Below are 18,345 nucleotides of genomic sequence, written 5' to 3'. Positions count from 1 at the left end.
GCACATTCTATCGGCCCCGGCGCTGGCGCCGGCCGCCGCGGAGATTCCGCATGAACGATGACCGTGCCGGCCGGCGCTTGCCGATCATCCATCGGATCACCGATGAGGAGAACGGCCCCTTCCAGCGCCAGCACCTGGACCTGGAGTTCTCCAACGGTGAACGCCGCCGCTTCGAACGCCTGGTCAGCCGTGGCCATGGTGCGGTGGTGGTGGTGCCGATGCTCGATGACGAGACGGTGCTGCTGGTTCGTGAATACGCCGCCGGCATGCACCGCTATGAACTGGGCCTGGTCAAGGGCCGGATCGACGCCGGCGAAACCCCCGGGCAGGCCGCCGACCGCGAGCTGAAGGAAGAGGCCGGGTACGGTGCACGCCGGGTCGACGTGCTGCGCGCGATGACCCTGGCTCCCACCTACATGAGCCACCAGTCGTGGCTGGTGGTGGCACGCGACCTGTATCCGGAAAAGCTGGCCGGCGACGAGCCGGAAGAACTGGAGGTGGTGCCGTGGAAGCTGGCCGAACTGGACCAGCTGATGCTGCGCGAGGACTTCTCCGAGGGACGCTCGCTGGCGGCGCTGTTCATCGCTCGCCAGTGGCTGCAGGGAACGCGATGATCAAACTGACCACGGACCTGCGCGAGACCGCCATCGCCATCGCCCAGGAAGCCGGACAGGCCATCATGCAGGTGTACGCCGATGGCTTCGAGGTGCAGATCAAGGACGACGACAGCCCGGTCACCGCCGCCGACCTGGCCGCCAACCAGGTCATCGAACTGGGCCTGCGCCAGCTGACCCCGGACCTGCCGATCCTGTCGGAGGAATCGGCGCAGGTGCCGTGGGAGCACCGCCGCCACTGGGGCGCGTACTGGCTGGTGGATCCGCTTGACGGCACCCGCGAGTTCGTCAAGCGCAATGGCGAGTTCAGCGTCAACATCGCGCTGATCTACCAGGGCGCACCAGCGTTCGGCGTGGTGCTGGCCCCGGTCACCGGCATCGTCTGGCATGCCATGCGTGGCGAGCTGGCCTATCGCCGGCAGGGCCTGCACGACACCGTGCTGCGCACCCGCACGCCGGCCACCGCCCCGCTGCGCGTCGCCGCCAGCCGCTCGCACCGCTCAGCGGAAACCGAGGCGCTGCTGGCGCGCATGGGCCGCATCGAGACCATCGCGCAGGGCTCGTCGCTGAAATTCTGCCGGATCGCCGAAGGTGGCCTGGATGTCTATCCGCGGCTGGGCCCGACCTCCGAATGGGATACCGCCGCCGGCCAGTGCGTGCTGCACGCCGCCGGCGGTGCGGTACTGTCGGCCGCGACCGGCAAGCCGTTCCGCTACAACCGCCGCGAAACCCTGTTGAACGGCGATTTCATTGCCCTTGGTGATACCAGCCTGCCGTGGCGCGACTGGTTGTCCGACTGAACCTGGAGGCCGCATGAGCGCGCACGACACCCCCGCCACCGGCAGCGCCGCCGCCCACGAGCTGGAGCGCCTGCTGGCGATCATGGCGCGCCTGCGCGACCCGCAGGGCGGCTGCCCGTGGGATCTGGAGCAGAACTTCGCAACCATCGCGCCGTACACCATCGAGGAAGCCTACGAGGTGGCCGATGCGATCGACCGTGGCGATCTCGACGATCTCTGTGACGAGCTGGGCGACCTGCTGCTGCAGGTGGTGTTCCATGCGCGCATGGCCGAAGAGCAGGGGGCCTTTGCCTTCGCCGAGGTCGCACGCGCGATCAGCGACAAGATGCAGCGCCGTCACCCGCACGTGTTCGCCGACGTGAGCGTCGACGATGCCGACGGCGTGACGCGCAACTGGGACGCGATCAAGCGTGCCGAGCGTGCCGCCAAGGGCGAGCAGGACACCTCCGCGCTGGCCGGCATTTCGCGCGGGCTGCCGGAATGGCAGCGGGCGGTGAAGCTGCAGTCGCGTGCGGCCAAGGTCGGCTTCGACTGGCCCGGCCCGTTGCCGGTGCTGGACAAGGCGGCCGAGGAACTGCAGGAACTGCGCGAGGAGTTCGAACGCGGCGATATCGCCGGCAACAAGGCGCGGCTGCAGGAAGAACTGGGCGACCTGCTGTTCGTCTGCGCCAACCTGGCGCGCCATGCCGACATCGACCTGGGTGCGGCGCTGCGCGGGGCCAACCACAAGTTCGAACGCCGCTTCCGCGCGATGGAAGCGCAGGCCGACGCGCAGGGTGGGGCGCTGGCTGCGATGGGCCTGGATGCGCAGGAAGCGTTGTGGCAGCAGGCCAAGGCGGCGGAGAAAGCGTGAAGACGCTGGGCCTATTCCTGCTGACCGCGCTGGCCGAGATCGTCGGCTGCTACCTGCCCTGGGTATGGCTGCGCAAGGGCGGCAGCGTCTGGTTGTTGTTGCCGGCCGCGGCCAGCCTGGCCCTGTTCGCGTGGCTGTTGACCCTGCACCCGGCCGCCAGTGGGCGGGTCTATGCGGCCTACGGTGGCGTGTACATCGGCACCGCGCTGTTCTGGTTGTGGCTGGTCGACGGCATCCGCCCCAGCCGCTGGGACCTGCTGGGCGCTGCGCTGTGCCTGGCCGGCATGGCGGTGATCATGTTCGGGCCGCGCACCTCATCAGGGTAGCGCCGGGCCGTGCGTGGCTGCGCCTCCTTCCGACCGCGCTGGCGCGCGCAAGCCGGGCATGGCTCGGCGCCACAAGGTCAGCGATGGTGCATGATGGCGACGCCCCTGGTTCCCGGAGCACGCGCATGTCCCGCTTCGCCAGCTTCCGCGAGTTCTATCCGTTCTACCTCAGCGAGCATCGCCACCCGGTATCGCGCCGGCTGCACTTCATCGGCAGCTGCGGGGTGTTGCTGCTGGTTGCGGCGGCAATCCTGCGCGGGCAAGCCATCCTCGTGCTGGCCGCCCTGGTCTGCGGTTACGGCTTCGCCTGGGTCGGTCACTTCTTTTTCGAGAAGAACCGCCCGGCGACATTCCAGCACCCGCTGTACTCGTTCATGGGCGACTGGGTGATGTTCGCCGACATCCTGCGCGGGCGCATGCCCTGGTAGCTCCGCTGTGAATGCGGCCTTCACGCGCTATGCTGGGGCCTGGACGTCATAGATAAGGAAAGCAAGATGTTCCCGACCATGTTCTTTACCGTGGTGCTGGCCTTCGTGGCCGTGGTGATCCTGTTCAAGGCGGTACGGATGGTGCCGCAGGGCTACGAGTGGACCGTCGAGCGCTTCGGGCGCTACACGCACACCATGACCCCCGGCCTGCACTTCCTGATTCCGATCGTGTACGGGGTCGGGCGCAAGGTGAACATGATGGAGCAGGTGCTGGATGTACCCAGCCAGGAAGTGATCACCAAGGACAACGCCGCCGTGCGCGTGGACGGCGTGGTGTTCTTCCAGGTCCTGGATGCCGCCAAGGCGGCCTATGAGGTGGCGAACCTGGAAGTGGCGATGATCGCCCTGGTGCAGACCAACATCCGTACCGTGATCGGTTCGATGGACCTGGATGAATCGCTCAGCCAGCGCGAGGTGATCAATGCCCAGCTGCTGAGCGTGGTCGACCATGCCACCAATCCTTGGGGCGTGAAGGTCAACCGCATCGAGATCCGCGACATCCAGCCGCCGCGCGACCTGCTGGATGCGATGGCGCGGCAGATGAAGGCCGAGCGCGAGAAGCGCGCGCAGATTCTAGAGGCAGAGGGTTCCCGCCAGTCGGAGATCCTGCGTGCCGATGGCGAAAAGCAGGCCACCGTGCTGGAGGCCGAAGGCCGTCGCGAAGCTGCGTTCCGCGATGCCGAGGCGCGCGAACGCCTGGCCGAGGCCGAAGCGATGGCGACCAAGGTGGTGTCGGCGGCGATTGCCGAGGGCGACGTGCAGGCGATCAACTACTTTGTTGCGCAGAAGTACGTGGAAGCGTTCAAGGAGCTGGCCAGTTCGCCGAACCAGAAGCTGGTGCTGATGCCGATGGAGGCCAGTGGCGTGATCGGTTCGATCGCCGGCGTGGCCGAACTGGCGAAGCAGGCGCTGGCCAGCCAGGACAACAAGGCCGCGGGCAAGCGGCCGCCGCCGCTCGGAGGCTGACATGCGCTGGGAAGTCGTCGGTTGGGGCGCGCTGGCGCTGCTGCTGTTTGCCGCCGAGGCGTTGGCGCCCGGGGCGTTCATGCTGTGGATCGGCATTGGCGCGGCGGCGGTGTTCGTACTGGTTGCGGTGTTCAGCGGCATTCCATTGCTGTGGCAGGTCGTTGCCTTCGTCGTGCTGAGCGTTGTCTCGATCCAGTGCTACCGGCGCTGGGGCAAGGCAAGGGCGCGACCCAGCGATGCACCGTTGCTCAACCGCCGCGCCGAACAACTGGTCGGACGGGTGGTGCCGTTGCAGCAGGGTATCGTTGGTGGGCAGGGCCGGGTCAGCATCGACGACGCGTACTGGCAGGTCAGCGGCCCGGAACTGCAGGCCGGTGCCATGGTGCGGGTGGTAGCGGTGCAGGGCAGCACGCTGGTGGTCGAGTCTGCTGCGGGTAGAGTCGACTGATAGTCGACTGGCATGTGTTGGGTCGGGCGGGTTGGGTTCGGGGTACACGCCGTAAACCCCGCTCCGCGGTCCGGCCCAGCCGCTGGCGGCTGCGCGTTCGGGCGCTTGCGAAGCAGTGCTTCGCAAGCAAAGCGCCCCCAGGGATGGGATCACGGCGTGTCCCGCTCGCCCATACCGCTCCGGCCAAGCCGTCGACTTCGCCGAGCCGATACGCTTTGGCTGTTGCCGTTGCCTGGCCTGTAAAAGGCGCCCGCCGGCCGCAGGCCGGCCAAACACCCCCCGCTGCGCTGCGGCGCGACCTGCAGGCGACCGATCTGGGATAATGGGCATTCTTGTTTCCTCTGCTGCCGGACCCGGTCATGACCCAGAAGACGCTGCTCAACGATACCCACCGCGCCCTTGGCGCCAAGATGGTCGATTTCGGGGGTTGGGACATGCCCATCCACTACGGCTCGCAGCTGGACGAGCACCACCTGGTGCGTCGCGAGTCGGGTGTGTTCGACGTCAGCCACATGACCGTGGTCGACCTGCGCGGTGACCAGGTCAAGCCGTTCCTGCGCCGCCTGTTGGCCAACTCGGTCGACAAGCTGAAGGTCACCGGCAAGGCGCTGTACTCGTGCATGCTGAATCCGCGCGGCGGCGTCATCGACGACCTGATCGTCTACTACCTGGGCGAGGATTTCTTCCGCATGGTGGTCAATGCCTCCACCCGCGAAAAGGACCTGGCCTGGCTGCGCGAGCAGGCTGCGCCGTTCGGCGTCACCGTCGAGCAGCGCCCGGACATGGCCATCCTCGCCGTGCAGGGCCCGCAGGCGCGCGACATCGTGATCGGCCTGGCCCGCGAAGCCGACCGTGCCGCGTTGACCAAGCTGGGTCGCTTCGCCGCCCTGCAGGTGCAGTCCGACGACGGCGTCGAACTGTTTGTCGCCCGCACCGGTTACACCGGCGAGGACGGGTTCGAGATCCTGCTGCCGCAGGACGCGGTGGTCGCGTTCTGGAACCGCCTGCTGGCGGCGGGCGTGAAGCCGGCCGGTCTCGGCGCACGCGACACGTTGCGCCTGGAAGCCGGCATGAACCTGTACGGCCAGGACATGGACGAAGAGATCAGCCCGTACGAAGCGGCGCTGGCCTGGACGGTGTCGCTGGACGAAGGCCGCGACTTCATCGGTCGCGACGCGCTGGAAGCGCAGAAGGCTGCAGGCACAGCACGCCAGATGATCGGCCTGGTGATGGACGAGAAGGGCGTGCTGCGCCATGGCCAGGCGGTGACCACCGCTGGCGGCCAGGGCGAGATCCTGTCCGGCACCTTCTCGCCGACCCTGGCCAAGGGCATCGCTTTTGCCCGCGTGCCCGCCGGTGAACTCGGCGAGGTCACCGTCGACATCCGCGGCCGGCAGGTGCCCGTGCGCGTGGTCAAGTTCCCGTTCGTGCGCGAAGGCCAGGCCCAGCCCGGCGTGCTCGCCGACGCCTGATCCGGACATGCCGGTCGTCACTGACAGCAGTGGCGGCCGGTTGGTTACACTAGCCCCGTTTTTTCCACCCCTGCATATCTCTGGAGCAGTCCCATGAGCGAGATCCCCGGCGACCTCAAGTTCCTCAAGTCCCATGAGTGGGCCCGTGTCGAAGGCAATGGCCGCGTCACCGTCGGTATTTCCGACCATGCCCAGGGCCTGCTGGGTGACCTGGTCTACGTCGAACTGCCGGAAGTCGGCGCCGACGCCAAGGCCGGCGAACAGATCGCCGTCGTCGAGTCGGTGAAGGCCGCCTCGGACGTCTACAGCCCGATCAGCGGCAAGGTTGTCGAGGTCAACTCGGCCCTGTCCGACAAGCCGGAAACCATCAACGAAGATGCCTACGGCGAAGGTTGGATGTTCGTGGTCGAACTGACCAACGCTGAAGAGGTCAACGAGCTGCTGGACCCGGACGCGTACGCCGAAGCCCTGGAGAACGACGACCACTGAGTCGTCGTTTCCGGGTTCTGCAACGGCCACCTTCGGGTGGCCGTTTTTGTTTTGGCGAGTACGTCGGCTCATGACGCAGGGTTTGCTGCGCGCCCTCGACGCGGCATCAGCAGACCCGCGAACGGTACCGAGGGGCGTGCGCAGTTTTGCGCAAATCCGCGTTTCCGCCCCGCGCCGACGCGTCCGGATGTGAAAACTTTTCGCCCCCCGTTGCGGTGCCGTTGTGCTGGCGCTGGTGCCGGCGCCGGCCGGTGCCGGCGTTGCGTGCATGCAGTGGCCGCCAACATGCATGCATCTGCGCAGAGTGCCTATTTCAAGTGGTTTTTGTTCAACGCTTGCGTTGTTGTTGCTGCAGGCAACGCGCGTGCGTGGTGCTTTGTTGGTCGTCGAGGGCGGAGCGTCGCGACCGTGCAGGCAACACCGCGGATGGCGCGGATGTGAAAATTTTTCGCGGGGGTTGTTGACAGTAAAAAAAACCGTGATTAGGTTTCGCCTCAGCAGACCTTGCCTGCCAAACCGAGTGCGCAGAATCAATCGTCCGATGCGAAGCAGCCCCTTCAAGACCACCGCGACCCAGATGACGGTGGACATGGCCCCGCTTCCCCCGGAGAAATGCAAGGCACCTCCCGTTCCGATGCCCGCTCCGCCGATCGAGGCGGGCATTGCCGCATCCGTAACGGCGCGCTTGACGCGCCGGCGGTCCCCGCACGCAGCATCCGCGGGTTTGATCCACCTGGGCGTTTCAACTCCCTATCACTGACGAGGAGCCATCCCATGGCAACCAAGAAAGCTGCGAAGAAAAAGCCCGCCGCCAAGAAGGCGGTGAAGAAGGTCGCGAAGAAGGCCGCTGCCAAGAAGGCAGTGAAGAAGGTCGCGAAGAAGGCGACCGCCAAGAAGGCAGTGAAGAAGGCTGCGAAGAAGGTCGCCAAGAAGGCCACTGCGAAGAAGGCAGTGAAGAAGGCGGCGAAGAAGGTAGCCAAGAAGTCTCCTGCCAAGAAGACCGCGAAGAAGGTAGCCAAGAAGGCCACCAAGAAGACTGCCAAGAAGGCAACGGCCCGCAAGCCGGCCAAGAAGGTCGCGAAGAAGGCGACTGCCAAGAAGGCCGTCAAGAAGACCGCCAAGAAGGCAGTGAAGAAGACCGCGAAGAAGGCCACCAAGAAGGCTGCCCCGAAGAAGGCAGCGAAGAAGGTTGCCAAGCGCAAGCCGGCCGCCCGCAAGAAGAAGGCCGCTCCGGTCGCTCTGCCGGCAACCCCGGCGCCGCTGATCTAAGTACTTCCCGATAGCCGCATCCTGAAACCCCTTCCCTGGCTGCCCAGCGGGGAGGGGGTTTTTTTATGGGGCCATTGGCAGCGTCGAGCCATGCTCGACCGCCTTGCTGACGGTCGATGCTAGCGGTGCGGCGCCGGTGGAAAGCGCTCCACCAGGAAATCGATGAAGCTGCGCAGGCGGGTCGAGGGGTAGCGGTCGTGGGCGTAGACCACGTGCATCGGCCGCCCCGCGTGGCCGTGTTCGGGAAACAGCTGCACCAACCGCCCAGCCTCGACATCCGCGGCCAGAAGCAGTGCCGATTGCAGCACGATGCCCAGCCCATGCAGCGCCGCTGTACGCAGCGCTTCGCCGTTGTTGATCTGCAGCCGACCTGTGGGCACGTGGCCGAGCCCGCCAGCATCGGCCTGCAGCCACTGCGCCAGCGCGCTGGGTTCGAAGGACAGGCATTGGTGCCGGGCAAGCGCCAGCAGGTCGGGGGGCGTACCGTGCCGGGCGAGGTATCCGGGCGAGGCGCACATCATCAAGCGATACGGTGCCAATGCACGCGCCACCAGCACGCTGCTGTCGGCCAGCGTGCCGATGCGCAGGGCTGCTTCGAAACCCTCCTCTGCGAGGTCGACCACGCGGTCGGTCAGCACCGCGTCGACACGCACGTCGGGGTAGCGCGCCATGTAATCGGCCAACGCCGGTACCAGCGCATGCGTGCCGAAGATCACCGGCGCGCTGATGCGCAGCGTGCCTGCGGGTGCAAGGTGCTGGTACTGGGCCTGAGCATCGGTTTCCTCCACCAGCCGCAGGATCTCCCGGCAGCGGGCGTAGTAGTCCTCCCCGAACGGCGTCATGTGCTGGCGCCGGGTGGTACGACTGAGCAACTGCATGCCCAGCCGCGCCTCCAACGCACGCAGGTGCTTGCCGGTCATCGTCGGGGAGATGGCCAGTGCTGCCGCTGCAGCGCTGAGGCTGCCCTTGTCCACGATCAGCACGTACACCTGCATGCTTTCCAGCAGGTTCATCTGAAACTCCGGGTGTTGAATGCCGAAACTTTTGCGGAGTTTATCAATCACGGGTGATCAAACAGCATGCACTGCAGGGGCCGGATCCACCGGCCGTGCTGAAAGGAGAACACGATGGATTTGAATCTTGAGGGACGCACAGCGCTGGTCACCGGGGCGGGCAGTGGCATCGGTGCCGCTGTCGCCAGGCAACTGGCCGCGCAGGGCGTACGTGTTGCCATCTCGTCACGGCGGCAGGCACCGCTGCAGGCGCTGGCGGCAGGGATCGAAGCGGCGGGCGCACCCGCGCCGATCATCCTGCTGGGCGATGTCACTGACGCCGGGGACGTGCGACGCATTGCTGACGCGTCGCTGGCGGCGTTGCAGCGGGTGGACATCCTGGTCAACGCGGCTGGCGGTTCGCGGCCAACGACCGTCGATGCAGCCGACTCGATCTGGGAGGAGGCATTGGCGCTGAACTTCTCTGCCGCACGACGGCTGACCCAGGCACTGCTGCCGGCGATGCAGGCGCAGGGATGGGGGCGGGTGATCAACTTCAGCGGTTCGATGGAGCCCCGTTCGGTGAATGCCGCCACCGCGGCGAAAGCAGCGCTGCATCTGTGGAGCAAGGGGCTGTCGTCGGAGGTGGCCGGGCAGGGCATCACGGTGAATGCCATTGCGCCGGGTCGGATCAACAGCCCGCAGATCCTGGACCGCCTGCATCCCACCGAGGAAAGCCGACGCGCGTTCATCGCCAGTAACATCCCGATCGGGCGCTTCGGTGAGCCGGAAGAAGTGGCGCCGCTGGTGGCATTCCTCGCCTCGCCGCTGGCCGGTTACATCACCGGTGCAGTGATTCCGGTGGACGGCGGCATGCACTACTTCGCGCATTAGCCCTCCGTTTGTAGAGTCGAGCGCGGCTCGATTCCACAACAGCCAACAAAAAGGGCGGCCTGCAGGCCGCCCTTCATGCTCACGGTCGCGCCCGCCTGATCAGCGCGGCGACGCCACCGCGCGGTTGCTGGAAGCGCCCTTGCCCTTGCGCTTGTCCTGCTGCGCCGGGCTCGCGCCTTCGGCCATCAGGTTGTCGCTGCCGAAGTCGGTGTCCACATCCAGCCAGCGCTGTGCCGGCAGGCCGAGCGCGGAATCGAGCACGGTCGGCAGCAGGCCGCTGGGCAGGCCGCTCTCGCCATTCCACATGATGGCGATGCCGAGATCGCGTTCCGGCACCAGCGCGACCAGGCCGCGGTAGCCCTGTACGGCACCGGCATGGAACACCACGTCGTGGCCGGCGTAGTCGAAGGTGCGCCAGCCCAGCGCGTAGCCGGCCGAGTGCAGGCGCTCGCGGCGCCAGCCCGAACGCATCTCGCCGGGAGTGTTGATCAGGCTCGAATGCAGGGTGGCCAGCAGCGGTGCCGGCAGCACATCGGGGCGATGGCCGGTGTGCGCCAGCAGCCACTGCGCCATGTCGCTGGCGCTGGCGTTGACGCCAGCCGCCGGGGCAACACGGTAGTAGGTCGGCTTCGGTGTCAGCGACACCCAGCCGTTGCGGCTGCGCACGTGCGGACGCGCCCAGCGCGAGCTGGCCTGGATGCCGGCCAGGCCGAGGCTGGCATCGTTCATGCCCAGCGGCTTGAAGATGCGGCGCTCGACCGACTGCTCGTAGAAGCTGCCGGAGGCGGCATAGACGACGTCGCCGATCAGGCTGAAGGCCACGTTCTGGTAGGCGTAGCAGTCGCCCGGCAGGCACTTCAGGCTGGTGTTGGCCAGCTTCTGGGTCAGCGCGTAGTACTCGGCGTTGCCTTCGATGTCGCGGTCGTAGGCGTTGTAGGGCAGCCCGACGCGGTGGCTGAGCACATCGGCCACGGTCAGGCGGTCGGTGGCTTCGGGCGAGTTGAGGCGGAAGCCCGGCACATAGTCGGTGACCTTGCTGTCCCAGCGCAGCGTGCCGTCGTTGACCAGCAGGCCGGCCATGGTGCCGGCGAAGGCCTTGGACAGCGACGCCAGGCGGAACACGGTGTGGGCGTCGACCGGCAGCGGATTGTTGACGTCAGTGACGCCATAGCCGCGCGCGCTGAGGATGCGGCCGCCCTGCACGATGGCCACGGCCATGCCCGGCACGCGCTCGCCATAGGTGAGCTGCTGCGCCATCGATTCGATATTGGCGACGTTGAAGCCTGCGGCGGGCGCCTGCACCTGCGGCACCAGCCCGGTACGGTAGGCTGCCGGCTGGGTGTGGGCAACGGCGGTGGCCGCAGCGGACTCGATGTTGGCCGGCATCGGCGGCAACGGCGGCGGGGTCTGCGCGGTGGTGGACAAGGCAACGGGCATCAACATGCCCAGCAAACCGGTGGCCGCCGAACGGATCGGACGACGCAGGCTGTTCTTTTTCATCGGTGGGACCCGTGCGCGACTGCTGACGGCGATTCTAGCGCCGCTTTTCCTCTGTGCACAAAAAAAGCGAAGATGAATGCGCATCTCGTTGAAAAAGTTGGGATTTTGACGCCTCGAAAGCGTGTATCGGAACGTGTCATCCGGACCCGGTCATGACACCGCGTTGCGGCCTTCAAACGGCTACCTGCTGGCGATGTTGCAGTGCATTGGATAACGTACGCGCTTCACCGCCCCGGAGCCTGCCATGCCGCTGTCCAACCGCCGTCATCTGGCGAGGGACGCCGCGTGAGCGCGGTACGAGGGAAGGGCCCGCTGCAGGGGCTGATGGCGGCACTGCGCGAGTCCCCGGCGCTGTGGTGGTCGTTCCTGTACTTCTTCTGCCTGCTCAGCGGCTACTACGTGCTGCGTCCGGTGCGTGAAGCCATGGCCGCCTCGGCGGACCTGGAAACGGTGTTCCCGCCAATGCTGATTGCCTGGTTCGCCGGTCACGGCATCGCGCTGAAGGACTTCGTCCTGCAGTTCCTGTTCTCCTGTGTGTTCGTGATCATGCTGGTGCTGCAGCCGGTGTACGGCTGGCTGGTCAGCCGCTTCCCGCGACGGGTGTTCCTGCCGGCGGTGTATGGGTTCTTCATCGTGACCCTGCTTGGCTTCTACATGATGTTCGACAGCGGCGTGCCTGGCCGCGGCATGGCTTTCTTCTTCTGGATCACCGTCTTCAACCTGTTCGCAGTGGCGGTGTTCTGGAGTTTCATGGCCGATGTCTTCTCCAATGTGCAGGCCCGGGCCTTCTATGGCTACATCGGCGCGGCGGGCACCGTCGGTGCCTTCCTTGGTCCGGTCATCACCAGTGCGCTGGTGCAGCGCGTGGGCATCGCCAACCTGATGCTGGTGTCGGCCGGTTTCCTGGCGATCTGCTTGTTCTGCATCTGGCGCCTGCGGCACTGGGCGGTGCTGCGCGAGCAGGAGCAGCAGTTGGTATCGGGTGAGAAGCCGATGGGCGGCAGTGTGCTGGATGGCCTGAAACTGATCGTGCGCGAGCCGTTGCTGCGCTGGCTGGCGATCATGGTGGTGTTCGGCGTGGGCGTGGGGACGCTGCTCTACAACCAGCAGGCTGCAATCGTGCGCGCGGCGTTCACCGACCCGGCGGCCAGTACCGCGTTCTTCTCGCGCATCGACCTGGCGGTGAACGCGCTGGCGCTGCTGATGCAGGTAGGCCTGACCCGCTGGCTGCTGTCGCGCCACGGCATCGCGCCGGCGCTGCTGATTCCCGGTTTCGCGATCCTGATCGGCTTCTCGGTGCTGGCAGCCTCGCCGATGCCGTTGATGGTCGCGGTGGTGCAGGTGATGACCCGCGCCAGCGAATTTGCACTGGCCAAGCCGGCGCGCGAGACCATCTACACGCGCGTGGACCGGCAGTGGCGCTACAAGGCCGGCGCAGCGATCGACACCGTGGTCTACCGCGGTGCGGACCTGAGCTTTGCCTGGGTGCACAAGGGCCTGTCATTGTTCGGCTCGCACGTGGTGTTCATCGGCGGCATGCTGGTGGCCGCGTGCATGACCGCAGCCGCGTTCGGTGTACTGCGCGAAGAAAAGAAACTGCCGCGCGACCGCTGATTTTCCGGGGCCCGATCCCCATCCCTGTCCAAGGAACTGCCCATGTACTGGATCGCACTCACCCTGACGTTGCTCGTCGCCCTGCTGCACGTCTATTTCCTGGTGCTGGAGATGTTCCTGTGGACCCGCCCGCTGGGCCTGAAGACCTTCCGCAACACGCCGGAGAAGGCGGAGACCACGCGGGTGCTGGCGGCCAACCAGGGCCTGTACAACGGCTTCCTGGCAGCAGGCATCGTGGTGGGGCTGGTGATCGGGCAGCCGGTGCTGGTGACGTTCTCGCTGGCCTGTGTGATGGTGGCGGGGTGCTATGGCGCGTACAGCGTGAGCCGGCGCATTTTCATGATCCAGGCGGTGCCGGCGATCCTGGCGTTGGTGTTTCGCGCGCTGGCGTAGTTTCCAGCCAACGGCGCAGCCCCTCGTGGGTTGGTCGCGGAATGCGGGTCGTGGATCTTGCCGGGCGGATGGGCTGGGCAGGGGACGCCGTAAACCCGTCCCTGGGGGCTTGGCCGCGGCATCCATGCCGCGGACACCCCTGCCCAGCCCATCCGCCCGACCCCGGACAGGTTCCGTGTGCGGCCAGCCCACGGAGAAGAAAAAGAAGATCAAGAGCAACAGCGGGTCGCTGCGCTCGTGGGTTCTGCGCGCACGAAAAAAGCGGCCAGTGGGCCGCTTTTGCTTTTGTTCTTATTTTTTTCTTGCGTGGGTGGACGCCGCAGAAATCTGTCAGAGGCTGGGGGCGGTGAGTTCGCGGGGGTGTCCGCGGCATGGATGCCGCGGCCAAGCCCCCAAGGACGGGTTCACGGCGTCCCCCGCGAACTCACCGCCCCCAGCCAAACCAAGGCTTTCCGCGATCAACCGTCCACCCACGAGGAGCTGCGCCGTTCGCGGGAACACTACTTCGCCGGCGACATCCACATGTCGATGACCGCGCTGAACACCTCCGTCCCCGCGCGGTCGCGCACACTCACCGTCACCGGCAGTGCATAGCCCTCGGCAGCGGCCACGATCGGCTGGGCCGGCAATGCCACCGCCTGCAGCATGCCCCGTGCCTTGGCCAGGTACTGCACCTGCATCCCCTTCGGAATCCAGCGCATGCCCTTCGGCAGCGAGGCGTCGACCATCAGCCCGGCGGTCAGTTCGGCCAGGTTGCACATCGCGATCGCGTGCACCGTGCCGATGTGGTTGCGCACCCTGCGGCGGTCGGCCAGCGTGCCTTCGCAGCGGCCGTGTTCCAGGCGGGTGATGCGCGGCGCGATGCTGGCGAAGTAGGGCGCCTTGAAGCAGACCGCGCGCGAGAACAGCCAGGTGCCGGCAGGCCAGCGTTGCAGCCGGTGGTAGAGCGAGAGCAGAGGCGTGGACATGGTCGGTGTTCCGGTCGTCGGATAGAGCGACGGCGGGCCGAGGCCCGCCGTCGAAGGCAACGCGTATCGCGGGCGATCAGGCGGCCTGCGAATGCGGATCCTTGTGCTGGCGGTCGTAGTAGCTGGCCGCGCGCAGTTCGTGGGTGTCGAAGTCGTCCACGGTGATCGTATCCAGAGTCAGCGTGCGCAGCTCTTCCAGCAGGCTGCGCTCGTCCTGGGTGATCACGCCCTCGGCCACGGCTTCGTCCAGCTGGCTCTTGAAGTCCAGCGCCTCGATGCCCTTGCTCTTCAGCGCCTTCAGGAACTTGCGCTCCACCGGCTCGGCCATGATCGCCTTGCTCAGGTAGCTGTTGATGCGGCCACCCGGGTTGTTCTCGCACGGGGTCAGGAACACGCCACTGGCCAAGCGGTCGCGGGCTTCGTTCGGCGCCATCAGCAGGGCGGCGACGCGGCGGCTCAGGCGGTCGCCCGGGGCCTCGGCACGACGGCCCAGCGGGAAGATCAGCGCCCACATCAGCCAGCCGATCGGGCGGATCGGGAAGTTGCGCAGGGCCGCCGACAGCGATTCCTCGATCTTGTGCACGCTGTCATGGAAGGCCCAGGCCAGCAGCGGCTGGTCGGCCTGCGGTGCGCCCTCGTCGTGGTAGCGCTTGAGCATGGCGCTGGTCATGTAGACGTGGCTCAGCACGTCGCCCAGGCGGCCGGACAGCGATTCCTTGAACTTCAGCTTGCCGCCGAGGGTCATCATCGAGATGTCGGCCATCAGCGCCAGGTTGGCCGAGTAACGGTCCAGCTTGCGGAAGTAGCGGCGGGTGTAGGCGTCACCCGGGGCGGCGCCGAAGCGCGCGCCGGTCAGGCCAAACCAGAACGAGCGCACGGCATTGGAGATGCCGAAGCGGATGTGGCCGAACAGGCTGCGGTCGAAGTCCTGCAGGCCGGCACGGGTATCCGGATCCTGCGCGGCCTTCATTTCCTTCAGTACCCACGGGTGGCAGAGGATCGCACCCTGGCCGAAGATCAGCAGGCTGCGGGTCATGATGTTGGCGCCTTCCACGGTGATCGCGATCGGCGCGGCCTGCCAGCTGCGGCCGGCGAAGTTGCGCGGCCCCAGGATGATGCCCTTGCCGCCGATCACGTCCATCATGTCCGAGATCACTTCGCGGCTCATGGTGGTGCAGTGGTACTTGGCGATGGCCGACGGTACCGACGGCACGTCACCACGGTCGACTGCAGCAGCGGTGGCCTGCGACAGCGCGCTGATCTTGTACGCCTTGCCGCCGATGCGGGCCAGCGCTTCTTCCACGCCTTCGAAGCGGCCGACCGACAGGCCGAACTGCTTGCGGATGCGTGCATAGGCGCCGGTCACGGCGGCACCGGCCTTGGCTCCGCCACTGGCGGTGGACGGCAGGGTGATCGAGCGGCCCACGGCCAGGCACTCGTTGAGCATGTTCCAGCCCTTGCCGGCCATGGCCGCGCCACCGATCAGCTGGGTCAGCGGAATGAACACGTCCTTGCCGCGGATCGGGCCGTTCTGGAACGTCGAGTTCAGCGGGAAGTGGCGACGGCCGATTTCAACGCCGGCGGTGTCGCGCGGCAGCAGGCCCAGGGTGATGCCGATGTCGCGGGTGTCGCCGATCAGGCCATCCGGGTCGTACATGCGGAAGGCCAGGCCGATCAGCGAAGCGACCGGGGCCAGGGTGATGTAACGCTTGTCGAAGGTCAGCTTGACGCCGAGCACCTGCTCGCCGTTCCACTCGCCCCTGCAGACGATGCCGTAGTCCGGAATCGAGGTGGCGTCGGAGCCGGCGAACGGACCGGTCAGGCCGAAGCAGGGCACTTCGCGGCCATCGGCCAGGCGTGGCAGGTACTGGTCCTTCTGTTCCTGGGTGCCGTAATGCACCAGCAGTTCACCCGGGCCCAGCGAGTTGGGCACACCGACGGTGGAGCTGACCACCGAGGACACCGAGGCCAGCTTCTGGATCACCTTGTGGTGGGCCAGCGCAGAGAAGCCCAGGCCGCCATATTCCTTCGGGATGATCATGCCGAAGAACTTGTTCTTCTTGATGAAGGCCCACAGCTCCGGCGGCAGGTCAGCGTGGACGTGGGTGATTTCCCAGTCGTTGACCATCGTGCACAGCTCTTCGACCGGGCCATCGAGGAAGGCCTGTTCTTCGGCGGTCAGCTGCGGCTTGGGGTAATTGAGCAGGATGTTCCAGTCCGGATCACCGGTGAACAGTTCGCCCTCGAAGCCAACCGAGCCGGTTTCCAGCGCGATGCGCTCGGTCTGCGACAGCGGCGGCAGCACCTTGCGGAACACCTTCATCATCGGGCCGGTCAGCAGCGGCTTGCGGATGAACGGCAGCAGCAGCGGCACGGCGATGACGGCCAATACGGCGGCAGCCACGATCGTGGCGGTCTGGTTGACGTAGGGAATGAACCAGCAGGCGACCAGCAGGGCCACGCTGATCAGCGTCCAGGTAACCAGCCGCATGCGGTGGTAGGCGACGAACGCGCCTGCCAGCAGCAGGGCGAGGAAGGGAAGAACGATGCTCATGAGCGTGCTCCGGTGACGTGCTCGTTTGTGGCGGACGAAGCTGCAGCATCCGCTGCGGGCAACACGTCCAGATAGTCCAACACAGTAGCGGTAAAGGCGTCGTTGTCATCGCCGGCGACCATGTGCGTGGCCTGCGGCAGCTGTACATGACGCGCGTGCGGTGCCAACGCCAGGAATTCGGCCACGGTCTGTGGCGTGACCAGGTCGCTTCGGCCGCCGCTGACCAGCAGCAGCGGGCACTTCACCTGGCGTGCGGCCTCGGCCAGCGCATCCTGGTGCTGCTCGCTGTCGCGCGCCAGTTCGGCCACCAGGCGCGGGTCCCAGTGCCAACGCCAGCGGCCGTGGCCGTCCTCGCGCAGCAGTGCGCGCAGCGACTGCTCGGATTTGCGCGGACGGTGCGGCATGTAGGCCGAGATCACATCGGCGGCCTGGGTGAGCGAGGCAAAGCCGTCGGGATGGGCGGTCATGAAGGCCAGGATGCGTTCAACACCGGCGGTATCCCAACGCGGGGTGATGTCCACCAGCACCATCGCCGAGAACAGGCCCGGCCAGCGCGATTCGGCCAGCAGGCCGAACAGGCCGCCCATCGAGGCTGCGACCAGCACCGGCGGGCGTGGCTGTTCCCCGGCCAGCACGATCAGGTCATCAGCGAACTGCTCGCCGTGATAGGGCAGTTCGGCAGAATTCCAGTCCGAATCGCCGTGGCCACGGGCGTCGTAGGCCAGCGTCTGCAGCCCCGCCGCAGACAGGGCCCGCGCGGTCGCGTTCCATGCGCGCCGGGTCTGGCCGAAGCCATGCGCGAACAACACGCGGCCACGGCGACCGTGGTCGCTGGCGGTTGCGGCCAGGCGTGCGCCATGGGCGGCCTCCAGGCGAAGATCATGGAACGCAGCGGGAGTAGGGGACGTAACCATACTTGCTAGTATGGATCGCTTGTGAGGGAAGTCAATACTGCACGGTATGGTGCGCTGCGGCAGGTGCCCAGGCGGGCGTCGCGACGGTTTCGGCCGCAACCGCGTACTGCAACGAACCCCGGCGTATGGTTAAATCAGCCCATGAATCAACCTGACGCTTCCGCCGGCGAACCGCGCGCCGGCCGCAACAGCCGCCTGAGTGCCGAAGACTGGGCCCAGGCCGCTCTCGATCTGATTGCTGAACAAGGTGTGGGGGCCGTCGCGGTGGAACCGTTGGCGCGGCGCCTGGGCGTGACCAAGGGCAGTTTCTACTGGCACTTCCCCTCGCGTGATGCACTGCTGCAGGCGGCGCTGGAACGCTGGGAACTGTTCGAACAGGAACAGGTGTTCGGCAGCCTGGAGGACGTGCCGGATCCGCGCGTGCGCCTGCGCCAGCTGTTCCAGATGGTGGCGCACGAAGTGCAGCCGCACATCATCTACAGCGAACTGCTGAAGGCGCTGGACCACCCGATGGTGCGCCCGGTGATCGACCGCGTTTCGCAGCGCCGGCTCGACTACCTGGTTGCTTCGTTCCGCCAGGCCGGGCTCAGCTCCACCGATGCACGGCATCGCGCGCGCCTGGCCTATGCCGCCTACGTCGGCTTCCTGCAGCTGTCGCTGCAGCTGCAGCAACCCAAGCAGGCCCGCGAGGATTTCGAGGCCTATGTCGAGCATCTGATCGAGACGCTCATTCCCAGCTGAATGGGAGAATGGCGCCCTGCAAGTGCCGAATGCGCCTTGCAGGCGACCTC

Annotated in this window: 19 protein-coding genes; 14 read left to right on the top strand and 5 right to left on the bottom strand. The window is 66.6% G+C overall.

The annotated features are described in order from the left end of the window. Positions 1–50 precede the first annotated feature (50 nt). The 10 genes from nudE to AC5P9P_RS08075 all read left to right on the top strand — a co-directional run bounded on the left by nudE (position 51) and on the right by AC5P9P_RS08075 (position 7,725). Positions 51–614 (top strand): ADP compounds hydrolase NudE, encoded by a 564-nt coding sequence (gene nudE, locus AC5P9P_RS08120; protein ID WP_033833433.1) that lies wholly within the window; start codon positions 51–53, stop codon positions 612–614. Further along, positions 611–1,414 (top strand): 3'(2'),5'-bisphosphate nucleotidase CysQ, encoded by an 804-nt coding sequence (cysQ, locus tag AC5P9P_RS08115; protein ID WP_033833432.1) that lies wholly within the window; start codon positions 611–613, stop codon positions 1,412–1,414. The genes nudE and cysQ overlap by 4 nt, the downstream gene beginning before the upstream one ends. A gap of 13 nt (positions 1,415–1,427) precedes the next feature. After that, the gene (gene mazG, locus AC5P9P_RS08110) at positions 1,428–2,267 is read left to right on the top strand and encodes a nucleoside triphosphate pyrophosphohydrolase (protein ID WP_033833431.1); all 840 of its coding nucleotides are present in this window, start codon (positions 1,428–1,430) and stop codon (positions 2,265–2,267) included. Then, positions 2,264–2,593 carry a YnfA family protein gene (locus tag AC5P9P_RS08105; RefSeq protein WP_033833430.1) on the top strand — a complete coding sequence of 110 codons (330 nt, stop codon included), beginning with the start codon at positions 2,264–2,266 and terminating at the stop codon, positions 2,591–2,593. The genes mazG and AC5P9P_RS08105 overlap by 4 nt, the downstream gene beginning before the upstream one ends. A 125-nt stretch (positions 2,594–2,718) precedes the next feature. Continuing rightward, a complete protein-coding gene (locus tag AC5P9P_RS08100; RefSeq protein WP_033833429.1) occupies positions 2,719–3,021 on the top strand; it encodes an Mpo1-like protein in 303 nt (100 codons plus the stop codon). Positions 3,022–3,087: 66 nt separating this feature from the next. After that, a complete protein-coding gene (locus AC5P9P_RS08095) occupies positions 3,088–4,047 on the top strand; it encodes an SPFH domain-containing protein (RefSeq protein WP_005410704.1) in 960 nt (319 codons plus the stop codon). Position 4,048: 1 nt separating this feature from the next. Beyond that, positions 4,049–4,495: an NfeD family protein gene (locus AC5P9P_RS08090; protein WP_049454216.1), complete on the top strand. Its 447-nt coding sequence runs from the start codon at positions 4,049–4,051 to the stop codon at positions 4,493–4,495. A 359-nt stretch (positions 4,496–4,854) separates the two neighbouring features. After that, positions 4,855–5,967, top strand: a complete 1,113-nt coding sequence (gene gcvT, locus AC5P9P_RS08085; protein WP_049433097.1) for a glycine cleavage system aminomethyltransferase GcvT — start codon at positions 4,855–4,857, stop codon at positions 5,965–5,967. A 93-nt stretch (positions 5,968–6,060) separates the two neighbouring features. Then, complete coding sequence (gene gcvH, locus AC5P9P_RS08080) at positions 6,061–6,456, top strand: glycine cleavage system protein GcvH (protein WP_005410701.1); 396 nt, start codon at positions 6,061–6,063, stop codon at positions 6,454–6,456. A gap of 774 nt (positions 6,457–7,230) precedes the next feature. Then, positions 7,231–7,725 carry a hypothetical protein gene (locus tag AC5P9P_RS08075; RefSeq protein WP_049402545.1) on the top strand — a complete coding sequence of 165 codons (495 nt, stop codon included), beginning with the start codon at positions 7,231–7,233 and terminating at the stop codon, positions 7,723–7,725. Between the two features lie 119 nt (positions 7,726–7,844). Here the strand turns inward: AC5P9P_RS08075 and AC5P9P_RS08070 are convergent, their stop codons facing one another. Beyond that, a complete protein-coding gene (locus AC5P9P_RS08070) occupies positions 7,845–8,738 on the bottom strand; it encodes a LysR substrate-binding domain-containing protein (RefSeq protein WP_164133463.1) in 894 nt (297 codons plus the stop codon). A 114-nt stretch (positions 8,739–8,852) separates the two neighbouring features. On the opposite strand from AC5P9P_RS08070, the gene AC5P9P_RS08065 reads away from it, so the two are divergent. Continuing rightward, entirely contained in the window at positions 8,853–9,611 is a 759-nt protein-coding gene (locus tag AC5P9P_RS08065; RefSeq protein ID WP_076739152.1) for an SDR family NAD(P)-dependent oxidoreductase, read from the top strand. 99 nt (positions 9,612–9,710) lie between these two features. Here the strand turns inward: AC5P9P_RS08065 and AC5P9P_RS08060 are convergent, their stop codons facing one another. Next, the gene (locus AC5P9P_RS08060) at positions 9,711–11,111 is read right to left on the bottom strand and encodes a serine hydrolase domain-containing protein (protein ID WP_005410697.1); all 1,401 of its coding nucleotides are present in this window, start codon (positions 11,109–11,111) and stop codon (positions 9,711–9,713) included. A 324-nt stretch (positions 11,112–11,435) separates the two neighbouring features. Between AC5P9P_RS08060 and AC5P9P_RS08055 the strand changes: the two genes are divergently transcribed. Together AC5P9P_RS08055 and AC5P9P_RS08050 are read left to right on the top strand one after the other, a co-directional pair. After that, positions 11,436–12,725 (top strand): NTP/NDP exchange transporter, encoded by a 1,290-nt coding sequence (locus AC5P9P_RS08055; RefSeq protein WP_172958442.1) that lies wholly within the window; start codon positions 11,436–11,438, stop codon positions 12,723–12,725. Between the two features lie 42 nt (positions 12,726–12,767). Further along, a complete protein-coding gene (locus tag AC5P9P_RS08050) occupies positions 12,768–13,118 on the top strand; it encodes a DUF1304 domain-containing protein (RefSeq protein WP_111189609.1) in 351 nt (116 codons plus the stop codon). A gap of 500 nt (positions 13,119–13,618) precedes the next feature. Here the strand turns inward: AC5P9P_RS08050 and AC5P9P_RS08045 are convergent, their stop codons facing one another. The 3 genes from AC5P9P_RS08045 to AC5P9P_RS08035 all read right to left on the bottom strand — a co-directional run bounded on the left by AC5P9P_RS08045 (position 13,619) and on the right by AC5P9P_RS08035 (position 17,554). Further along, a complete protein-coding gene (locus AC5P9P_RS08045; protein ID WP_005410693.1) occupies positions 13,619–14,086 on the bottom strand; it encodes a hotdog fold domain-containing protein in 468 nt (155 codons plus the stop codon). 76 nt (positions 14,087–14,162) lie between these two features. After that, positions 14,163–16,640, bottom strand: coding sequence for an acyl-CoA dehydrogenase (locus tag AC5P9P_RS08040; protein WP_005410692.1), 2,478 nt, complete (start codon positions 16,638–16,640; stop codon positions 14,163–14,165). After that, positions 16,637–17,554, bottom strand: coding sequence for an alpha/beta fold hydrolase (locus AC5P9P_RS08035; protein ID WP_049452908.1), 918 nt, complete (start codon positions 17,552–17,554; stop codon positions 16,637–16,639). Before AC5P9P_RS08035 ends, AC5P9P_RS08040 begins: the two co-directional genes overlap by 4 nt. A 141-nt stretch (positions 17,555–17,695) precedes the next feature. Here AC5P9P_RS08035 and AC5P9P_RS08030 point away from each other — a divergent pair, with 141 nt between their 5' ends. Then, complete coding sequence (locus AC5P9P_RS08030) at positions 17,696–18,295, top strand: TetR/AcrR family transcriptional regulator (protein ID WP_005410690.1); 600 nt, start codon at positions 17,696–17,698, stop codon at positions 18,293–18,295. Positions 18,296–18,345 lie beyond the last annotated feature (50 nt).

Source organism: Stenotrophomonas sp. YJH_SMC_14-1 (assembly GCF_059372275.1).
The sequence above is the reverse complement of the archived record's forward strand: the minus strand, read 5'-3'. Positions and strand labels throughout refer to the sequence as shown.

What these genes read in the sequence shown, in the direction of transcription:
- nudE (WP_033833433.1), top strand. Translation starts at nt 51, where the DNA reads ATGAACGATGACCGTGCCGGCCGGCGCTTGCCGATCATCCATCGGATC.
- cysQ (WP_033833432.1), top strand. Translation starts at nt 611, where the DNA reads ATGATCAAACTGACCACGGACCTGCGCGAGACCGCCATCGCCATCGCC.
- mazG (WP_033833431.1), top strand. Translation starts at nt 1,428, where the DNA reads ATGAGCGCGCACGACACCCCCGCCACCGGCAGCGCCGCCGCCCACGAG.
- AC5P9P_RS08100 (WP_033833429.1), top strand. Translation starts at nt 2,719, where the DNA reads ATGTCCCGCTTCGCCAGCTTCCGCGAGTTCTATCCGTTCTACCTCAGC.
- AC5P9P_RS08095 (WP_005410704.1), top strand. Translation starts at nt 3,088, where the DNA reads ATGTTCCCGACCATGTTCTTTACCGTGGTGCTGGCCTTCGTGGCCGTG.
- AC5P9P_RS08090 (WP_049454216.1), top strand. Translation starts at nt 4,049, where the DNA reads ATGCGCTGGGAAGTCGTCGGTTGGGGCGCGCTGGCGCTGCTGCTGTTT.
- gcvT (WP_049433097.1), top strand. Translation starts at nt 4,855, where the DNA reads ATGACCCAGAAGACGCTGCTCAACGATACCCACCGCGCCCTTGGCGCC.
- gcvH (WP_005410701.1), top strand. Translation starts at nt 6,061, where the DNA reads ATGAGCGAGATCCCCGGCGACCTCAAGTTCCTCAAGTCCCATGAGTGG.
- AC5P9P_RS08075 (WP_049402545.1), top strand. Translation starts at nt 7,231, where the DNA reads ATGGCAACCAAGAAAGCTGCGAAGAAAAAGCCCGCCGCCAAGAAGGCG.
- AC5P9P_RS08070 (WP_164133463.1), bottom strand. Translation starts at nt 8,738, where the DNA reads ATGAACCTGCTGGAAAGCATGCAGGTGTACGTGCTGATCGTGGACAAG.
- AC5P9P_RS08065 (WP_076739152.1), top strand. Translation starts at nt 8,853, where the DNA reads ATGGATTTGAATCTTGAGGGACGCACAGCGCTGGTCACCGGGGCGGGC.
- AC5P9P_RS08060 (WP_005410697.1), bottom strand. Translation starts at nt 11,111, where the DNA reads ATGAAAAAGAACAGCCTGCGTCGTCCGATCCGTTCGGCGGCCACCGGT.
- AC5P9P_RS08055 (WP_172958442.1), top strand. Translation starts at nt 11,436, where the DNA reads ATGGCGGCACTGCGCGAGTCCCCGGCGCTGTGGTGGTCGTTCCTGTAC.
- AC5P9P_RS08050 (WP_111189609.1), top strand. Translation starts at nt 12,768, where the DNA reads ATGTACTGGATCGCACTCACCCTGACGTTGCTCGTCGCCCTGCTGCAC.
- AC5P9P_RS08045 (WP_005410693.1), bottom strand. Translation starts at nt 14,086, where the DNA reads ATGTCCACGCCTCTGCTCTCGCTCTACCACCGGCTGCAACGCTGGCCT.
- AC5P9P_RS08040 (WP_005410692.1), bottom strand. Translation starts at nt 16,640, where the DNA reads ATGAGCATCGTTCTTCCCTTCCTCGCCCTGCTGCTGGCAGGCGCGTTC.
- AC5P9P_RS08035 (WP_049452908.1), bottom strand. Translation starts at nt 17,554, where the DNA reads ATGGTTACGTCCCCTACTCCCGCTGCGTTCCATGATCTTCGCCTGGAG.
- AC5P9P_RS08030 (WP_005410690.1), top strand. Translation starts at nt 17,696, where the DNA reads ATGAATCAACCTGACGCTTCCGCCGGCGAACCGCGCGCCGGCCGCAAC.